Genomic DNA, 17,386 nt, shown 5'->3' with positions numbered 1-17,386 from the left:
GTGCGGGGCTACTGGTCCGAGGAGAAGCGGATTGCGCCCGCGGGGAGGGTGGTGTCGCACCAGATGCGGATGCCGTCGCGGAGTTCGTTGTCCGCGCCCACGTGCGCGCCGTCGCCGATGACCGCGCCCGTGAGGACCGTACGGGCGCCGATGCGGGCGCCCGCGCCGATCAGGGAGTCCGTGATCACCGCGCCCGGTTCGACCACCGCGCCCGCGTGGAGCGTCGAGCCCGTGATGCGGGCACCCTCGCCGACCTCCGCGCCCGCGCCCACGACCGTGCCGCCCGTGAGCTTGGCGTCCGGAGCCACGCGAGCCGTCGGCAGGACCAGCCGGTCGCCGCAGCGGCCCGGGACCGCCGGGGACGGGGCGTGGCCGAGGACCAGGTCGGCGGAGCCACGGACGAAGGCCTGCGGGGTCCCGAGATCGAGCCAGTACGTCGAGTCCACCAGGCCCTGGAGGTGGGCGCCCGAGGCGAGCAGTTCGGGGAACGTCTCCCGTTCCACCGAGACCGGGCGGCCCGTGGGGATCGTGTCGATGACCGAGCGGCGGAAGACGTACGCCCCCGCGTTGATCTGGTCGGTGACGATCTCCTCCGGCGTCTGCGGCTTCTCCAGGAACGCCGTGACCCGGCCCGTCGGGTCCGTCGGGACCAGGCCGAACGCCCTCGGGTCCTCGACCCGGGTCAGGTGCAGCGAGACGTCCGCGCCCGAGGCGTCGTGCGTGGCGACCAGCGCCCGGATGTCCAGGCCGGTCAGGATGTCGCCGTTGAAGACGAGCACCGGGTCGTCCGGGCCCGAGTGCAGACGCGAGGCGACGTTGCGGATCGCGCCGCCGGTGCCGAGCGGCTCCTCCTCGGTGACGTACTCCAGGCTGAGCCCCAGCGACGAGCCGTCCCCGAAGTGCGGTTCGAAGACCTCCGCCAGGTAGGAGGTGGCGAGGACCACATGCTCGACGCCTGCCGCCCTGGCCCTCGCCAGCTGGTGTGTCAGGAACGGGACGCCCGCCGCCGGGACCATCGGCTTCGGCGTGTTCACCGTCAGGGGCCGCAGCCGTGTGCCCTTGCCACCGACCAGAAGGATCGCTTCTGTCACCTGTCGTCTCTGCTTCCTGTCCGGGGCCGGTCTCGTCGCCCGTCCGGCTCGTTTCACTCGTCCGGGCGATGTGACCGGTCAGTTTATGCAGATGGTCGGACCGCCAACCGCATCACGGCCGCCCCTGGTACTTCGCCGAGGCGGTCCGGGTGGTGCCGAGCTTCCCGTAGAGGCGGGCTCCGGGGCAGGCCGTGGCGTAACCGTCACGGTGTCCGGCGATGGCGTTGAACTTGACCTTCGTACCCTTCTTGTACCGGTTTCCACCGCCGGAGACGAGCGTCGCCTTCCCCTTCGGATTTCCCCCGTGCAGCCCCAGCTTCCACGCGGTCAGCCGTGCGATCGCGGTCGTCGCGGCGGCGGGCGGATTCGTCGAACTGTAGGTGCCGAGGACGGCGATGCCCATGCTGTTGGTGTTGAAACCGAGCGTGTGGGCCCCCAGGACCGGCTTGGCCACTCCCCCGGCGCGGCCTTCGTAGATGTTTCCGCACTTGTCGACGGCGAAGTTGTAGCCGAAGTCACGCCAGCCGCTGGACTGGGTGTGGTAGCGGTAGATACTGCGGAGGACGGAGGGCGCCTGCTTGCAGGTGTAGTTGTTGCCGGTCGCGCTGTGATGGACGAAGGCCGCCTTGATCGACTTGGTGTAGACGAAGCCCTTCTCGCGCAGCTTCTCGTCCGCGCCCCAGCCCTTGCGCGTGATGATCTTCGGGCGCGGCCCGATGTACGGCTTCGCCGCGGCGGCCGCCGGGATCGCGGCCGTACCGACCGGGGCGAGCTGCGCGTTCACGGAGAAGGCCGCCGCCTCCTCGACCGTCGGGCCCCGGCGGGCCGCCGACGCCCCGTGAGCCGCCGACGCCCCGTGTGCCGCACGGGTCCCGGGGGCCTCCTGGGCGCTGGGCTCCGTGCCCGGGTCGACCAGTTCGAGGCGGAGGCCCGTCGGCAGCGGTTCGGCGGAGGGCGCCGAGCGGTCCCCCGGAACCTGCGGCTGGTCGCCGACCTGCTCCGGCTGTACGCGGACCTCCACGCCGTCCGAGTCGCCGACCCACAGCGGCGCGGTGGCCCCGCGGACCGCTCCCGACGCGGCCTCCGCGGTGCCGGGATCGGCCCCGTGCTCGTCGTTGTGGACCTCCAGGTCCTGCCACGGCGACCAGTCGGGGGTCCCGGCCGCCCGGGTGCGGACCTGGACCGTGCCGTGCAGGTGCGCTCGGGCGTCGTCCCAGACGACCCCGACGAGGGAGAAGGGTCTGACGTCCCGTCGCGTCAGCCCCTGCGCCGCCCCGGCGGCACCGGGCACGCCGACGGCCCGCCGGCCGTCCCCGAGGGGGGCGAGGGGAAGGGACTGGGTGGACCCGGCGACATCCGCGTCCGGTCGCGTTGCGGCGTCCGCGTTCGGTGGCGCGGCGGGATCCGCGTCCGGTCGCGTTGCGGCGTCCGCGTTCGGTGGCGCGGCGGGATCCGCGTCCGGTGGCGCGGCGACGTCCGCATCGGGGCGCGCGGCGGGTTCCGCGGCCGGGCGCGCGGTCGGCTCCGCGTCGGGGCGCGCGGCGGCGTCCGCGTTCGGTTGCGCGGCGGGTTCCGCCCGTGCGGCGCCCGGCGCGTCGGACGCAGTCGGCCGGATCGACGCCGCCGCCGGGGTCGCGAGGGACAACGGCAGGGCGAGCGCCGCCGCGCACGTGACGGCGATCGAGGTGGCGAGGTAGGCACGCATGTAGGGATCGTCCGTACCCCGCGGCAGTTCCGCTCGGCGGAATCCGTCCGGAAACTGACGGCTCGTCGGTCCGACCGGAGGACGGCGTCACCGGTACGGCGGGTCCCCGCACCCCGCCCCGCGTACGCTTGCCCGCGTGAACGCCAGCGACCGTACCCCCGCCGACCTGCTGCGATCCGCGCTCGCCGCGGACCCCGCCCGCCCCTTGGTCACCTTCTACGACGACGCCACCGGTGAACGCGTCGAATTGTCCGTGGCCACCTTCGCCAATTGGGTGGCCAAGACGGCCAATCTCCTCCAGGGCGAACTGTCCGCCTCGCCCGGCGACCGGCTCGCGCTGCTGCTGCCCGCGCACTGGCAGACCGCTGTCTGGCTGCTGGCCTGTTCCTCGGTCGGCGTGGTCGCCGAGGTCGGTGGCGACCCGGCGGGCGCCGACTACGTCGTCGCCGGACCGGACACCCTCGACGCCGGGCTCGCCTGCTCCGGAGACCGGATCGCGCTCTCCCTCGCCCCGCTGGGCCGCCGCTTCCCCGCCGCGCCCGCCGGGTACGCGGACTACGCGGTGGAGGTGCCGAGCCAGGGTGACCGGTTCGCCCCGTTCGTCCCCGTGGACGCGGACGCGCCCGCACTCCTCGTCGACGGTACGGAACTGACGGGCGCCCAGCTCGTCGATCGGGCGCGCGCGGACGCCGAGGCCCTCGGCCTGACTCCTGGGGCGCGGCTGCTGTCCGGGCGTCCGTACGGCACCTGGGACGGCCTGTCGGCCGGGCTTTACGCGCCGCTGGCGACGGGCGCGTCCGTCGTCCTGTGCCGGAACCTGGACCAGCTGGCGCCCGAGGCGCTCGACAAGCGGGTGGAGAGCGAGCGCGTCACCGCGACCGCCGTATGACAACCGGCTGAGGTCCACCCGTATGGCGCACCGACTCGCCGAGCCCCCGGGTCCGCGCGTCAACTCCGGTACATGATCGGCGGGTACGCACCCCCTCCCGCACAACCATGTGTCCGGTTCGGCCGTCCCACTCTTCGAACGGCGGCTCCCGGGCGCGCCGCCGACGCCGACGCCGTGAAGGATGGACCCAGACGTGACGGACACTGCCGGCACGCCCGCCGAACCGGAGGACCCGCGCAAGCGTCGTTGGCTGCGCTGGACGGCTCTCGGGGTCTCGGTCGTCGTCCTCGCCGGGGCGGGTGTCGGCTGGTGGCTCTACCGCAAGCTCGACAGCAACATCACCACCGACACCGACGCCGCCGCCGAACTGCTCAAGTACGAGAAGGAGCGGCCCACGGCGGGCGCGATGGGCGCGCAGAACATCCTGCTCATCGGTTCGGACACGCGATCCGGGGCCGGTAACACCAAGTACGGGAAGGACAGGGGCACCGAGCGCTCGGACACCACGATCCTGCTGCACATCGCGGCGAGGCGGTCGAGTGCGACGGCCGTGTCGATTCCACGCGACCTGATGGTGAACATGCCCAGTTGCAAGGGGTCGGACGGGACCCGGACCGGGGAGCAGTTCGCCCAGTTCAACTCGGCCTTCGAGATCGGCGGCACGGCGTGCACGATCCGAACCGTCGAGCGGCTGACCGCGATCCGGATCGACCACCACATGGTGATCGACTTCCGGGGCTTCAAGAAGATGGTCGACGCGGTGGACGGGGTGGAGATCTGCCTCAAGGAGCCGATCGACGACGAGGACGCCAAGCTGAAGCTGCCGGCGGGGCGCCAGACGCTCCACGGCGAGCAGGCGCTGGGGTTCGTACGGGCCCGCAAGACGCTCGGCAACGGCAGCGACACGGAACGCATGGACCGCCAGCAGCAGTTCCTGGGCGCGCTGGTCAACAAGGTGCAGAGCAACGGCGTGCTGCTGAATCCGACCCGGCTGTATCCGGTCCTGGACGCGGCGACGAAGTCGATCACGACCGACCCGGGCCTCGACTCGCTGCGGGACCTGTACGACCTGGCGCGGTCGATGCGGTCGGTCCCCACGGAGAAGGTGCAGTTCCTCACGGTGCCGCGACGGCCGTACTCGTACAACGCGAATCGGGACGAACTCGTACAACCTGAAGCGAGCCAACTCTTCCTGCGGCTACGCGAGGACAAGCCCGTCATCGTGACTCCGGGCTCCACGGCCTCACCCTCTCCGGGCGCGAGCGAGAGCGCCGTGAGCACGGAGAACGACGGAAAACCGGACGACGCGGGCTCCCCGAGTCCGGCGCCGACGCCCACCTTCACGGGGCGCAACGCGGCGGAGGGTGCGTGCACCTAGGGGCGGGTGAGTAAAGGGGAGTCCAAGGAGACCGGGGGGAGGGCGATGCCGGAAGGGGTTTGGGCAAATTGCCCAGTTGTAAGGGGCGTGGAATTTGTCACGGACGTCGCCCCACGCTGAACTGGGCGGATAGTGTGACGCGATCCGGTGCTTCCGACCTCGTGTCGCGCACTCAACGGATCGAACGACCGAGCGCCAGCCGGGGGAGGCGCCTCGCGTGGCACCGACGGAGGATTCAAGTAACCGTGGACGCGCACAGCCGTGGACAGGCGGATGAGATCGACCCCGCCGACCAGTGGGTCCTCAACCCGCAGACAGGCAACTACGAACTGCGACTGAACCACTCCGCTGGGCAGTCCCCGTCGCCGTCGCAGCACCGTGCTCCGTCGCAGTCCCGCCCGCGCGGCGCCACCACGCCGGGCCCGAGAACCGCCGAGGGCCAGGGGTCCCGCTCCGGCCGGCGTTCGCGTACGACCGGCACGCCGACCGAGGCTCCCCCTACGCCTGGAGGCGTGGGGGGACCCCCAGTCCCCGGCCAGCGCCGCCGCCGCGCCCCCGAGGGCCCGGCCGGAGGCCCGCCGCAGCCGGGCCGGCGCAAGCGCAAGCCCCCGAAGTCCCGCAAGAAGAAGGCCCTGCTGTGGACCGGCGGGGCGATGGCGTTCGTGCTCCTGGTGGGCGGTGTGGGCGTGTACGCGCTCTACGACCACCTCGACGGGAACATCAACAAGATCGACGTGGTCGGCTCCGGCAGCTCGGGCTTCAAGAAGGACCAGGCCGTCAACATCCTGCTGATCGGCACGGACAAGCGGACCGGCGACGGCAACCAGGGCTACGGCGACAAGAACAGCCCCGGCCACGCCGACACCACGATCCTCTTCCACGTCTCCAAGGACCGGACGAACGCCACGGCGATGTCCATCCCGCGCGACCTGAAGACGGACATCCCCGAGTGCCAGACGAAGATGCCGGACGGCACCATCAAGACCATCCCGGCCCAGCCGGACCAGCGTTTCAACATCAGTCTGGGCCAGTCCGACCGTGACCCCGGCTGCACGATGCGCACGGTCAAGGAGCTCACCGGGCTGACCGTCGACCACTTCATGATGGCCGACTTCAACGCCGTCAAGGAGATGACGACGGCCGTCGGCGGCGTGAAGGTCTGTCTGGCCAAGCCGGTCAAGGACAAGGACTCCAAGCTCGACCTGCCCGCGGGCGAGTCGGTCATCCAGGGCGAGCAGGCCCTCGCCTTCGTCCGGACCCGGCACAGCTTCGGCAACGAGAGCGACCTCGACCGGATCAAGATCCAGCAGCAGTTCCTCAGCTCCATGATCCGGCAGATGAAGTCGGACGAGACCCTGACCAGCCCGTCCAAGCTGCTCGACCTCGCCGAGGCGGCCACCAACGCGCTGACCGTCGACTCGGGCATAGGAAGCATCTCGAAGCTGAAGTCGCTCGCCGAGGAACTCGCCAAGATCGACACGAAGAACATCACGTTCACGACGCTTCCGGTCATCGACAACCCGGCCGAGAAGGTCAAGGCGACGGTCGTGCCCGACCCGACGAAGGCGCCGCAGCTCTTCGCGATGCTGAAGTCCGACACCTCCCTCACCGAGGTGAAGAAGCAGCAGCAGGACGCCAAGAACGCCCAGTCCGCCCTGTTGAAGGGCGCGCGGTCCACCGCGCGCGAGGTGCGCGTCGACGTCTACAACGGCAGCGGCATCACGGGCGCGGCGCAGAAGACGCTGGACTGGCTCCAGAACGAGCAGGGCGTCACCCGGTCGACGAACAAGAGCAACGCCCCGGAGAAGGCGGCGAAGACCACGCTCACCTACGCTCCGAACCAGGCCGCTCAGGCCCGCAAACTGGCCGACCTGATGGGTCTGCCCGCCACGGCGCTCAAGCCGGGCACGCAGGACGCCGAGGCGCTCGCACCCATGACGCTGATCCTCGGTTCCGACTTCAAGGGCGCGGGGGTGCCCATCACCGGTCCGGCAAAGGCGCCGGAGGGTGCTCAGACCGCAGACAAGAAGGTGTGCGCCGAGTGACCCGGAAACACCGGGCGTCGGTGCATTCCTGAGGAGGGGGACCAGGGGTGGGACAGAACAGCGTGCGTGGGGAGGGGACCCGGGATCGCGTTCCGCACGCCCGCGAATTGGGCTGGGACGAGAGTCTCTACGGGGACGAGGACGCACCGGGGTCGGGTGACCGCACGCCGGGGGGCCGGTCTTCCCGTGGCCGGACCGCCGGCGAGGCGGACAAGGCCGGCCCGGGCCGCAGCGGCGGCGAAGGCCGTGCCAGCCGTCGGCGCAAGGGAACGCGCAGAGCCAAGAAGAGCGGCAAACGCAAGATACTCCGCTGGGTCGCGGCGACCCTGTCGATCCTGATACTGGGGACGGCCGCCGCCGGATACCTGTACTACCAGCACCTCAACAACAACATCCGCGGCGGCAGCCGCGCGGGCGGCGACAGCGGTGTGAAGAAGGCCGCGCCGAACGCGCTCGGCGACACCCCGCTCAACATCCTGCTGATCGGCTCCGACAGCCGCGCCGACGAGAAGAACGTGGCGCTCGGCGGCGGCAAGAACGAGCGGGACCGCAAGCCGCTCGCCGACGTGCAGATGCTGCTGCACATCTCCGCGGACCGGAAGAACGCCAACATCATCTCGATCCCGCGCGACACGATCGTCAAGATCCCCGCGTGCAAGGGCGAGGACGGCACGCCGTACCCCGCCACGACCACCAGCCCCATCAACGAGACCCTGGCCCGCGGCGGTCCCGGCTGCACGCTCACCACCTGGGAGAGCATCACCGGGGTCTACATCGACCACTGGATGATGGTCGACTTCGCGGGTGTGGTCGCGATGGCGGACGAGGTCGGCGGCGTCCCGGTCTGTGTGAACACCGGCGTCCACGACAGGTCGACCCGCCAGGTGAAGGGCGGTTCCGGCCTGAAGCTGAAGGCCGGCACGACCGAGATCAAGGGCGAGCAGGCGCTCCAGTGGCTGCGTACCCGGCACGCGTTCGGCAGCGACCAGAACCGCGCCAAGGCCCAGCACATGTACATGAACGGCATGATGGAGAAGCTCCAGAAGCAGAACGCCTGGACCGACACCGGACGCCTCATGGGCCTGGCCGAGACCGCCACGAAGGCCCTTCAGGTCTCGGACGAGATCCGCTCCGTGTCGAAGCTCTTCGATCTGTCCATGCAGTTGAAGAACGTGAAGCTGGACCGCCTCACGACGGCGACGGTCCCCACGGGCGAGTGGCCGCAGGACAAGAACAAGCTCGTCATGGTGCCGAGCGCCGCCGACAAGATGTGGGCGATGCTCCGTGACGACGTCGCCTTCGACAAGAACGGCGACCCGGCCGGCGCGAAGCCGTCCACCTCCGCGAAGCCGAAGCCGAAGGGCCCGACGGCCGCCGCGCCCGCGACGCTCGCCGTCACCGTCGTCAACGGCACGGCGGGCGACGGTCAGGCGCCCACGGAGGGCCGCGCCAGCACGATGGCGCAGACCCTCCAGGGCAAGGGCTTCACCCAGGCGGGCGCCTCGCGGAACGCCGAGCCGCGCAACGACACCGTGATCAAGTACCCCAAGTCGAGCGGCGATCAGGGCAAGGCGGACGCGCTGTCCGTGGCCAAGGCGCTCGGACTGCCCGACTCGTCCGTCCGCGCGGACGCGAAGGCGGAGGGCATCACTCTGGTCATCGGCTCGGACTGGCGCGAGGGCGCCACGTACAAGAAGCCGAAGACCGAGGCGGGCGACCTGCCGGAGGGCGCCGACGACAAGGTCAAGTGCATGGACGTCTACAGCGTCTACAAGTGGGACGGCAAGAGCTGACCCGGCGTTGACGCAGAACGGCGAACGGCCGGTCCCCCGTGCGGGGACCGGCCGTTCGCCGTGTGGCGCGCGCGTCAGACCTTCGTGGCCCGCACCGCCGGACGGCGGCTTGCGATGACCTTGTTCGCCAGGGCGCGCGGGCTGGTGAGGAATCCGTAGCCCCAGGACATGTGCATCGTCGCGAGGGCCACCGGGATCTGGAGGCGGGCCTTCAGCGGAAGGCCCTTGCCCGCCGGGATCGAGCCCGCGGTGATCGCGGCCAGGTAGCCGGCCGGGATCAGGAAGCCGAGCGGGGTGAGGGCCACGCCGACCAGCACGCCGGCCGCGATCGCGCAGACGGCGGTCGGCGGGGCGAGGTAGCGGAGGTTGATCGAGCCCTGGTGGTAGCGGGCCACGACGTGGCGCCAGCGGCCGTAGTCCTTGTACTGCTTCGCCAGCGCGCGCACGCTCGGCCGCGGGCGGTACTGGACGCGCAGTTCGGGCGAGAACCAGATCAGGCCACCGGCCTCGCGGATACGGAAGTTCAGCTCCCAGTCCTGGGCGCGGATGAACTCCACGTTGTAGCCGTCCTGCTGCTCCAGCGCCTCGCGGCGGAAGACACCCAGGTACACGGTCTCGGCCGGGCCCGCCTGGCCGCCGGTGTGGAAGGCCGCGTTGCCGACGCCGATCTTCGAGGTCATCGCGGCGGCGACCGCGTGCTCCCAGTCGTTCTCGCCCTCGGCGTGCATGATGCCGCCGACGTTCTGCGCGCCCGTCTCCTCCAGGAGGCGGACGGCAGTCGCGATGTAGTTCGGCGAGAGCATGCCGTGACCGTCGACCCGCACCACGATCGGATGGCGGGAGGCCTTGATCGCCGCGTTGAGGGCGGCGGGCGTGCGGCCCGTGGGGTTGGGCACGGTGTGGACGCGCGGGTCTTCCCGGACGAGTTCGGCGGCGATCTCGTCCGTACGGTCCGTGGACGGGCCGAGCGCGATCACCACCTCCATCTCGCCGTCGTACTCCTGCTCGAGGATGTGACGGACCGAGTTGCGCAGGTGCCGCTCCTCGTTGAGGACCGGCATGATCACGGAGACGGGGGGCGTGGCGTTCATTGCCCGACACGTTACCGCGTATGGGGGACACCGAGCGCGGCACGGGGAGCGCCGCACCCTTGCTCTGATCGTATGGGCCTACGGTGCTCACGGTTCTCCTTGTCACAGCCGCGGAGGTGTCCCCCGGTGCCCACACCGCCCCGCACGCCCCGTCCCCGGCCGCCGGCAGCCCGTCCGGCACCGGCACGCCGCGTCAGACGGGCCGCGCGGCCCCGGTGGGGCATGCGAATGGCGACGACCCTGTCCGTCGTCGTCCTGGGCGCAGGCGGTATCGGGCACGCGCTGGTCACCAGCCTGGACACCGGGATCAACCGGATCGACCCGTTCAAGGACATGAAGAACCGCCCCCAGGCCGGACACGGCATGAACGTGCTGGTCGTGGGCACGGACGGGCGCGACAGCCTCACCGAGGAGCAGCGCAAGGCGTACAGGCTGGGCGGGGAGCCCTGCCACTGCACCGACACCGTGATGCTGGTCCACATCAGCGAGGACCGGGACCGGGCCAGTGTGGTGAGTCTCCCGCGCGACTCGTACGCCGAGATGCCCGAGCACGTCGACGCGACCACGGGGGAGCGGCACCAGGCGCATCCGGTGAAGCTGAACGCGGCGTACGCCGAGGGCGGGCCGGGGCTGACGGTGCGGACCGTCGAGAACATGACGGGGGTGAAGATCGACCACTATCTCGAGGTCGACTTCACCAGCTTCATGAAGACGGTCGACGCGGTCGGTGGGGTGGAGATCTGTACGCCCCGGCCGATGAAGGACACCTACACCGGGCTCGACCTGGCGGCCGGCCCGCACCAGCTGACCGGCGGGCAGGCGCTGCAGTACGTGCGCTCACGCCATGTCGACGGGGCGGCCGACATCGGCCGGATGCAGCGGCAGCAGCGTTTCCTCGCCGCGCTCATCGACCGGATGACGAGCGGCGGGGTGCTGTTGAACCCGGTGCGGTTCCGTGAGGTGGCCACGACCGCGCTGAAGTCGGTCCGGGCCGACCAGGGCTTCGGTACGGAGCAGATGCTGGCCCTCTCCAAGGCGATGCGGGGCTTCACGCCCGCCTCGTCGGAGTTCGTCTCCGTACCGATCGGGGACATGAGCTTCCCGGTTAAGGGCATCGGCTCGACGGTGAAGTGGGACGCGCCCAAGGCGCAGAAGCTCTTCCAGGCCCTGCGCGAGGACCAGCCGCTCGCGCCGTCGTCGCCGTCGTCGGCCCCGTCGGCCTCGTCGGCGCCGGGGAAGGCGAAGACCACCGAGGACCGGCCGAAGGTGACCGTCGTCGACGTCGCGCCCAAGACGATCCGGGTGCAGGTCTACAACGGGACGCGGACGGACGGCCTGGGCCGCAAGGTGGACGACGCGCTGCGCGCCACGGGCTTCGACACGACGCGGGCGCCGCGCACGGCGAACGGGCCGGAGCTGCGGCGCACGGTCGTGGAGTACGACCCGCGCTGGGACCGCTCGGCGAAGTCCCTGGCGGCGGCGCTGCCCGGCGCGGAGCTGCGGGCGGTGCGGGGGCAGGGCGGGACGCTGCGGGTCGTGGCCGGGCTGGACTTCAAGGCGGTGACAGCGGTCAGGGCGGACGAGCCCACGACGGGGCCGTTCGAGGCGGTCACCGGGGACCAGGTGGTGTGTCCGTGAGCGCGCTCGGGGCCGGCGGGACTCAGTCCTCGTAGCCCTCCGCCGCCCGCTGTTCCCGGAGGTCCTTGATCGCGCGGCGGCGGGCCAGGCGGTGGGTGCGGCGGATCTGGGCTTCCTGGTAGCGGCGCTTGTCCTTCTCGGTCTCCGGGAGGACCGGCGGTACCGCGCGCGGCTTGCCGTCGGCGTCGACCGCCGCGAAGACCAGGTAGGCGGAGCCGACCTGCTGGGCGGGCGTGGACTCGTTCCAGCGTTCGGCCATGACCCGGACCCCGACCTCCATCGAGGAGCGGCCGGTCCAGTTGACCTGGGCCTTCACATGGAGCAGGTCCCCGATCCGTACCGGCTCCAGGAACACCATCTCGTCCATGGACGCGGTCACGGCCGGCCCGCCCGAGTGCCGGCCCGCGACGGCGCCCGCCACGTCGTCCACCAGCTTCATGATCACGCCGCCGTGCACCGTGCCGAGGAGGTTGGTGTCGTGGCTGGTCATGATGTGGCTGAGCGTGGTGCGGGACGCGGAGGTGGGCTTGCCCGGAATATCGGTCTCCGGGCGGTCCGTGCGCTGGGCCTGGTCTGTCATGCCCTCCACCTTATGCCGGGTCCCGGCCTCGTCCCCTTTGCATCAGCTTGGCAACAGCGCCGCCCCGATTCCCCACCCGGCCTGTCGGCGCCCGCCGGGCGGCCTGCACACTGGTCCGCATGAATGACTGGCCGAACTCGCAGCCCGAGGGTGCTCGCCGCATGCGCCATGTGCAGCGCCCGCAGGTCCCCCAGCAGCAGCCGCAGTACGGCCAGGGACAGGACCAGGGGTACAACCCGAACTTCACCCAGCAGCAGGCCGCCGGTTACGACAGCGGCTACAGCTCCGGCCAGGTGTACGGCCAGGGCGGCGGCCGCGGCACCGTACCGCCGCAGCACGACCCGCGGTACGCGCCCCCGCCGCAGCCCGGTCGCCCCGCGCCCGACTGGCGCCGCCGGATCAAGGTCGGCTCCATCGTCCTGGTCGTCGGCGTGCTCGCCTGGAGCGTCGGCACGTACGCCTGGGCCAGCTCCCAGATGCGTAACGAGGTCGACCTCGCCAAGGTCATCGAGCGGCCGGCGGCGGGCGACTGCACGACGTACCTGATCGTCGGCTCCGACAGCCGTGAGGGCATGTCGGCCGAGGAGAAGAAGAAGCTGCACACCGGTTCCGCCGAGGGCAAGCGGACCGACTCGATGATGATCCTCGCGGCCTGCTCCAGCGGGAACACGATGGTCTCGCTCCCCCGTGACTCCTGGGTCACCATCCCGTCCTTCGTCGGCTCGGAGTCCGGCAAGAAGTTCGGGGCGCGCGGTGGCTCCAAGCTCAACGCGGCGTACGCGATGGACGGCCCGGAGCTGCTGGTCCGCACGGTGGAGTTCAACACCGGGCTGCGCATCGACCACTACGCGGAGATCGGCTTCGCCGGCTTCGCGAACATCGTGGACGCGCTCGGCGGTGTCGACATGAACATCGAGAAGGGCTTCAAGGACAAGAAGTCCGGCGCCGACTTCCAGGCCGGCGAGCAGACCCTCAACGGCGAGCAGGCCCTCGCCTTCGTCCGTACGCGGTACGCCTTCGCCGAGTCGGACCTCGCGCGGACGAAGAACCAGCAGAAGTTCCTCTCCGCCCTGGCCAACCAGGCGGCGACCCCGGGCACGATCCTCAACCCGTTCAAGCTGTACCCGACGCTGGGCGCCGGTCTGGACACGCTGATCGTGGACAAGGACATGTCGCTGTACGACCTCGGCAAGATGTTCTTCGCGATGAAGGGCATCAGCGGCGGCGACGGGAAGTCGATGAACATCCCGATCTCGGGCAGCGCGCCGCAGGGCTCCCTGAAGTGGGACATGCCCAAGGTGAAGCAGCTCGTCTCGCAGATCCAGAACGACGAGCCGGTGACGGTGACGTCGGACCGCTGATCATGCGGACGTGATCGCGCAAGGCCCGTCCGGGGCCCGGACCAGCGCCCGGACGGGCACGACTATGCTCGGGCAGGCATTCCGCCCGACCTCACTGGAGTCCCGTATGGCCCTCAAGATCACGGTGATCGGCACCGGCTACCTCGGCGCCACGCACGCTGCGGCCATGGCGGAGCTCGGCTTCGAGGTCCTCGGCCTCGACGTCGTCCCCGAGAAGATCGAGCTGCTGTCCACCGGTCGCGTACCGATGTACGAGCCCGGTCTGGAGGAGCTGCTCTCCCGGCACGTCGCCGGGATCGAGGGGTCGACGGGGCGGCTGCGCTTCACCACCTCCTGGGAGGAGGTCGGCGCCTTCGGCGACGTGCACTTCGTCTGTGTGAACACTCCGCAGAAGCACGGCGAGTACGCGTGTGACATGACGTACGTCGACGCGGCCTTCGGCTCGCTGGCGGCCGTCGTGCGCGAGGGCTCGCTCGTCGTCGGCAAGTCCACCGTGCCGGTCGGTTCGGCCGAGCGGCTCGCGGAGCTGCTGCCGGACGGCGTGGACCTGGCGTGGAACCCGGAGTTCCTGCGCGAGGGGTTCGCCGTGAACGACACGCTGCACCCGGACCGGGTGGTCGTCGGCGTGACGAGCGAGCGCGCCGAGAAGGTGCTGCGCGAGGTGTACGCCACACCGGTCGCCGAGGGCACGCCCTTCGTCGTGACCGACTTCCCGACGGCCGAGCTGGTGAAGACCGCCGCGAACTCCTTCCTGGCGACGAAGATCTCCTTCATCAACGCGATGGCGGAGGTCTGCGAGGCCGCCGGCGGTGACGTCGCGAAGCTGGCGGAGGCGATCGGCTACGACGAGCGGATCGGGTCCAAGTTCCTGCGGGCCGGGATCGGCTTCGGCGGCGGCTGCCTGCCGAAGGACATCCGCGCGTTCATGGCCCGGGCGGGCGAGCTGGGCGCGGACCAGGCGCTGACGTTCCTGCGGGAGATCGACTCGATCAACATGCGGCGGCGCGGCCAGATGGTCGAGATGGCGCGGGACGCGGTCGGCGGCGACTCGTTCCTGGGCAAGCGGGTCGCGGTGCTCGGCGCGACGTTCAAGCCGGACTCGGACGACGTACGGGACTCGCCCGCGCTGAACGTGGCGGGGCAGATCCACCTCCAGGGCGGCCAGGTCACGGTCTACGACCCCAAGGGCATGGAGAACGCCCGCCGGCTCTTCCCGACGCTCGGATACGCACCCTCGGCGCTCGAGGCGGTGCGCGGGGCGGACGTGGTGCTGCACCTGACGGAGTGGCGCGAGTTCCGCGACGGCCTTGACCCGGCGGAGCTGGCCGCGGCGGTGAGCTCCCGCGTGATCCTGGACGGCCGCAACGCGCTGGACGGCGCACGGTGGCGCGAGGCGGGCTGGGTGTACCGCGCGATGGGGCGCCCGCGCGCGTAGGCAGAGTGTGGACGCGGCCCCTAGGTCCCGCCGCCCGTGACGGGTGGCGGGACCTGGCCGTTTCTCGGGTCCGGTCTCAGGCCGCGCGGCGTAGGCGCGCCTTGCGGGAGAAGAACTCCGCCTCACGCAGGGTGCGCGTGGCGTTGTCGCGGGCGAGGGCGACCAGGTCCGGGGCGGGCCAGTCGCGGCGGAGGAGCTCGGCGAAGAGCGGGGCGTAGCCGGTGGCCGGGTCCGTGGTGTGCGAGAGGCCCACGCAGTGCGGGCCCGCCAGGGAGCGGACGCGGTCGAGGGCGTCGGCGGTCGCCGACAGGTCCTTGGTCACCGGGATCATGCAGACACCGCCGTTCCGCCCGAGGAGGCCGAGGACGTCGTCCGGGAGGTCCAGGAGCTCCTTCGGGTCAGGGCGGGTCAGCAGGACCGGGGTCCTGGTGAGCCCGAGGGTCCGGCGGGCCGTCTCCGGGTCGGCCCCGGAGAGGTCCACGACGAGCCCGAGGCGGTTCATCTCCCGTACGGCCTCGCGGGCGAAGCCGTCGAACCGGGTGAGGCTGACCGCCCGTACCCCAAGCGCGTGGTACGCCCGCAGCGCGGCGAGCGAGCCGGCCAGGGCCGTCCAGCTTACCGGGCCAAGGAGCACCGCCGTCCTGCCGCAGTTGACGGCGTGGGCCATCTCGGCGGTGGTCTGCGTCAGGCGCAGGTCCTCGGGGCAGGCGGTGACGAGTTCGCGGATCCCGTCGATCCGGCGCAGCGTGCCGATGACGCCCGCCCCGTCCTCGCCGGGTTCGTCGGGTTCGACGTGCAGCGACCAGAGCTGCGCACCGGCCTCCGCCGCCCGCACCGGCGGAAGGTCCTCGGGGTCGAACTCCCGAGGCGGGTCCGTGTGCCCCTCGACGACGGGCTGCGCCGTGAGAAGCGCCCGCGCACGGGTCAACTCGTCGGGTTGCTGCGGTTGTTCGACGCCATCGGGGTCGCCGGACGTTGCGCCGGCGGCTTCGACGGAGAGGGGGTGGTGATCTTCGAGATCTGCCATGGCGTAACAACTCCGAACTGTACGAGGCAGTACCGTCCAGCGTGGCACGGAGTCCCTCGTGAGGGGCTGTGGAGTAGCCCGTTCGGGGGGGCGGCCCGGTCGTTCGAGGCCGGGCCGCCGTCGCCTGCGGTTCAGGAGGCCTGCGCGTCCAGGGAGTCGAGCGTCGCGTTCGACGGACCTCGGCGGGAGCTGAGGTCGCGGGAGACCGCCTCCGCGTCGCGCAGCGCGCGGACCGCGTTGGACCACGTCAGTTTGGCCAGGTCGGTGTGGGACCAGCCACGGTGGAGGAGTTCTGCGATGAGGTTCGGGTAGCCGGCGACGTCGTCGAGGCCGGCCGGGGTGAACGCCGTACCGTCGTAGTCGCCGCCGATGCCGATGTGGTCGACGCCGGCCACCTCGCGCATGTGGTCGAGGTGGTCCGCCACCGTCGCCGCCGTGGCGATCGGGCGCGGGTTCTCGGCCTCGAAGGCGCCGTGGAGCTTCATCGCCTCGGCGGTGGTGTCGAGGTGGTGGAAGCCGTGCGCGCGCAGGTTCTCGTCCGCCCGGGCCGTCCACTCCACCGCCGCGGGCAGGATGAACTTCGGTACGAACGTGGCCATCGCGACCCCGCCGTTCGCGGGCAGCTGCGCGAGCACGTCGTCCGGGATGTTGCGCGGGTGGTCGCAGACCGCGAGGGCCGAGGAGTGCGAGAAGATCACCGGCGCGGCGGAGGTGGTGAGCGCGTCCCGCATGGTCGTCGCCGCGACGTGGCTGAGGTCGACGAGCATGCCGATCCGGTTCATCTCCCGGACGACCTCGTGGCCGAACGGCGAGAGCCCGCCGACGCCCGGCTCGTCGGTCGCCGAGTCCGCCCACGCGGTGTTGTCGTTGTGCGTGAGCGTCATGTAGCGCACGCCCAGGGTGTGCAGGGCGCGGAGCGTGGCGAGGGAGTTGTTGATGGAGTGGCCGCCCTCGGCGCCCTTGAGCGACGCGATACGGCCCTGGCGACGTGCCGCCTCCATGTCGTCCGCCGTCAGGGCGGGAGCCAGCTCGTCCGCGTACCGCTCCAGGAGCTGGTCGACGATGTCGATCTGCTCCAGGGTGGCGCTCACCGCGTCGTCGCCGGTCAGCTGGGTGGAGACGTACACCGACCAGAACTGGGCGCCGACGCCGCCGGCGCGCAGCCGTGCGAGGTCGGTGTGGAGCGCGCCGGTCTGGTCGGCGGCGATGTCGAGCCGGTCCAGGTCGTAGCGCACGTGCTGGCGCAGCGCCCAGGGGAGGTCGTTGTGACCGTCGACGACGGGGTGGTCCGCCAGCAGTTCGAGGGCCTCCGCCAGACGCTCCGACGCGTCGGCCGGGGTGCTCACCGGGCCG

The 17,386-nt window shown here is 71.2% G+C and carries 13 protein-coding genes; 7 read left to right on the top strand and 6 right to left on the bottom strand.

What is annotated here, in order from left to right; all coding sequences use genetic code 11:
- Positions 1–8: 8 nt before the first annotated feature.
- Positions 9–1,091: a sugar phosphate nucleotidyltransferase gene (locus ACWF79_RS18490; RefSeq protein WP_453729154.1), complete on the bottom strand. Its 1,083-nt coding sequence runs from the start codon at positions 1,089–1,091 to the stop codon at positions 9–11.
- A gap of 112 nt (positions 1,092–1,203) precedes the next feature.
- Entirely contained in the window at positions 1,204–2,796 is a 1,593-nt protein-coding gene (locus tag ACWF79_RS18485) for a peptidoglycan recognition protein family protein (protein ID WP_453729153.1), read from the bottom strand.
- Between the two features lie 136 nt (positions 2,797–2,932).
- Between ACWF79_RS18485 and ACWF79_RS18480 the strand changes: the two genes are divergently transcribed.
- The 4 genes from ACWF79_RS18480 to ACWF79_RS18465 all read left to right on the top strand — a co-directional run bounded on the left by ACWF79_RS18480 (position 2,933) and on the right by ACWF79_RS18465 (position 8,901).
- Positions 2,933–3,685: a TIGR03089 family protein gene (locus ACWF79_RS18480; RefSeq protein WP_453729152.1), complete on the top strand. Its 753-nt coding sequence runs from the start codon at positions 2,933–2,935 to the stop codon at positions 3,683–3,685.
- A 193-nt stretch (positions 3,686–3,878) separates the two neighbouring features.
- Positions 3,879–5,063, top strand: a complete 1,185-nt coding sequence (locus ACWF79_RS18475) for an LCP family glycopolymer transferase (protein ID WP_453729151.1) — start codon at positions 3,879–3,881, stop codon at positions 5,061–5,063.
- A 245-nt stretch (positions 5,064–5,308) separates the two neighbouring features.
- Positions 5,309–7,108: an LCP family glycopolymer transferase gene (locus ACWF79_RS18470; protein WP_453729150.1), complete on the top strand. Its 1,800-nt coding sequence runs from the start codon at positions 5,309–5,311 to the stop codon at positions 7,106–7,108.
- A gap of 47 nt (positions 7,109–7,155) precedes the next feature.
- Positions 7,156–8,901: an LCP family protein gene (locus ACWF79_RS18465; protein WP_453729149.1), complete on the top strand. Its 1,746-nt coding sequence runs from the start codon at positions 7,156–7,158 to the stop codon at positions 8,899–8,901.
- Positions 8,902–8,975: 74 nt separating this feature from the next.
- Here the strand turns inward: ACWF79_RS18465 and ACWF79_RS18460 are convergent, their stop codons facing one another.
- Positions 8,976–9,992, bottom strand: coding sequence for a glycosyltransferase family 2 protein (locus ACWF79_RS18460; protein WP_453729148.1), 1,017 nt, complete (start codon positions 9,990–9,992; stop codon positions 8,976–8,978).
- Positions 9,993–10,118: 126 nt separating this feature from the next.
- Here ACWF79_RS18460 and ACWF79_RS18455 point away from each other — a divergent pair, with 126 nt between their 5' ends.
- On the top strand, positions 10,119–11,630 hold the full coding sequence (locus ACWF79_RS18455; protein WP_453729147.1) for an LCP family protein: 1,512 nt from the start codon (positions 10,119–10,121) through the stop codon (positions 11,628–11,630).
- 22 nt (positions 11,631–11,652) lie between these two features.
- Here the strand turns inward: ACWF79_RS18455 and ACWF79_RS18450 are convergent, their stop codons facing one another.
- Complete coding sequence (locus ACWF79_RS18450; RefSeq protein WP_453729146.1) at positions 11,653–12,210, bottom strand: acyl-CoA thioesterase; 558 nt, start codon at positions 12,208–12,210, stop codon at positions 11,653–11,655.
- 119 nt (positions 12,211–12,329) lie between these two features.
- On the opposite strand from ACWF79_RS18450, the gene ACWF79_RS18445 reads away from it, so the two are divergent.
- Both ACWF79_RS18445 and ACWF79_RS18440 read left to right on the top strand, forming a co-directional pair.
- Positions 12,330–13,571, top strand: a complete 1,242-nt coding sequence (locus tag ACWF79_RS18445) for an LCP family protein (RefSeq protein WP_453729145.1) — start codon at positions 12,330–12,332, stop codon at positions 13,569–13,571.
- A gap of 106 nt (positions 13,572–13,677) precedes the next feature.
- Complete coding sequence (locus tag ACWF79_RS18440) at positions 13,678–15,006, top strand: UDP-glucose dehydrogenase family protein (RefSeq protein ID WP_453729144.1); 1,329 nt, start codon at positions 13,678–13,680, stop codon at positions 15,004–15,006.
- 76 nt (positions 15,007–15,082) lie between these two features.
- Here the strand turns inward: ACWF79_RS18440 and ACWF79_RS18435 are convergent, their stop codons facing one another.
- Both ACWF79_RS18435 and ACWF79_RS18430 read right to left on the bottom strand, forming a co-directional pair.
- Entirely contained in the window at positions 15,083–16,033 is a 951-nt protein-coding gene (locus ACWF79_RS18435; protein WP_453729143.1) for a membrane dipeptidase, read from the bottom strand.
- A 131-nt stretch (positions 16,034–16,164) separates the two neighbouring features.
- Positions 16,165–17,379, bottom strand: coding sequence for a dipeptidase (locus ACWF79_RS18430; RefSeq protein ID WP_453729142.1), 1,215 nt, complete (start codon positions 17,377–17,379; stop codon positions 16,165–16,167).
- Positions 17,380–17,386 lie beyond the last annotated feature (7 nt).

It is taken from the genome of Streptomyces sp. NPDC054975 (genome assembly GCF_053609105.1).
This window is presented reverse-complemented; position numbering and strand designations above follow the sequence as displayed.

Coding starts and splice junctions, on each gene's coding strand:
- ACWF79_RS18485 (WP_453729153.1), bottom strand. CDS start 2,796: ATGCGTGCCTACCTCGCCACCTCGATCGCCGTCACGTGCGCGGCGGCG.
- ACWF79_RS18460 (WP_453729148.1), bottom strand. CDS start 9,992: ATGAACGCCACGCCCCCCGTCTCCGTGATCATGCCGGTCCTCAACGAG.
- ACWF79_RS18450 (WP_453729146.1), bottom strand. CDS start 12,210: ATGACAGACCAGGCCCAGCGCACGGACCGCCCGGAGACCGATATTCCG.
- ACWF79_RS18445 (WP_453729145.1), top strand. CDS start 12,330: ATGAATGACTGGCCGAACTCGCAGCCCGAGGGTGCTCGCCGCATGCGC.
- ACWF79_RS18440 (WP_453729144.1), top strand. CDS start 13,678: ATGGCCCTCAAGATCACGGTGATCGGCACCGGCTACCTCGGCGCCACG.
- ACWF79_RS18435 (WP_453729143.1), bottom strand. CDS start 16,033: ATGGCAGATCTCGAAGATCACCACCCCCTCTCCGTCGAAGCCGCCGGC.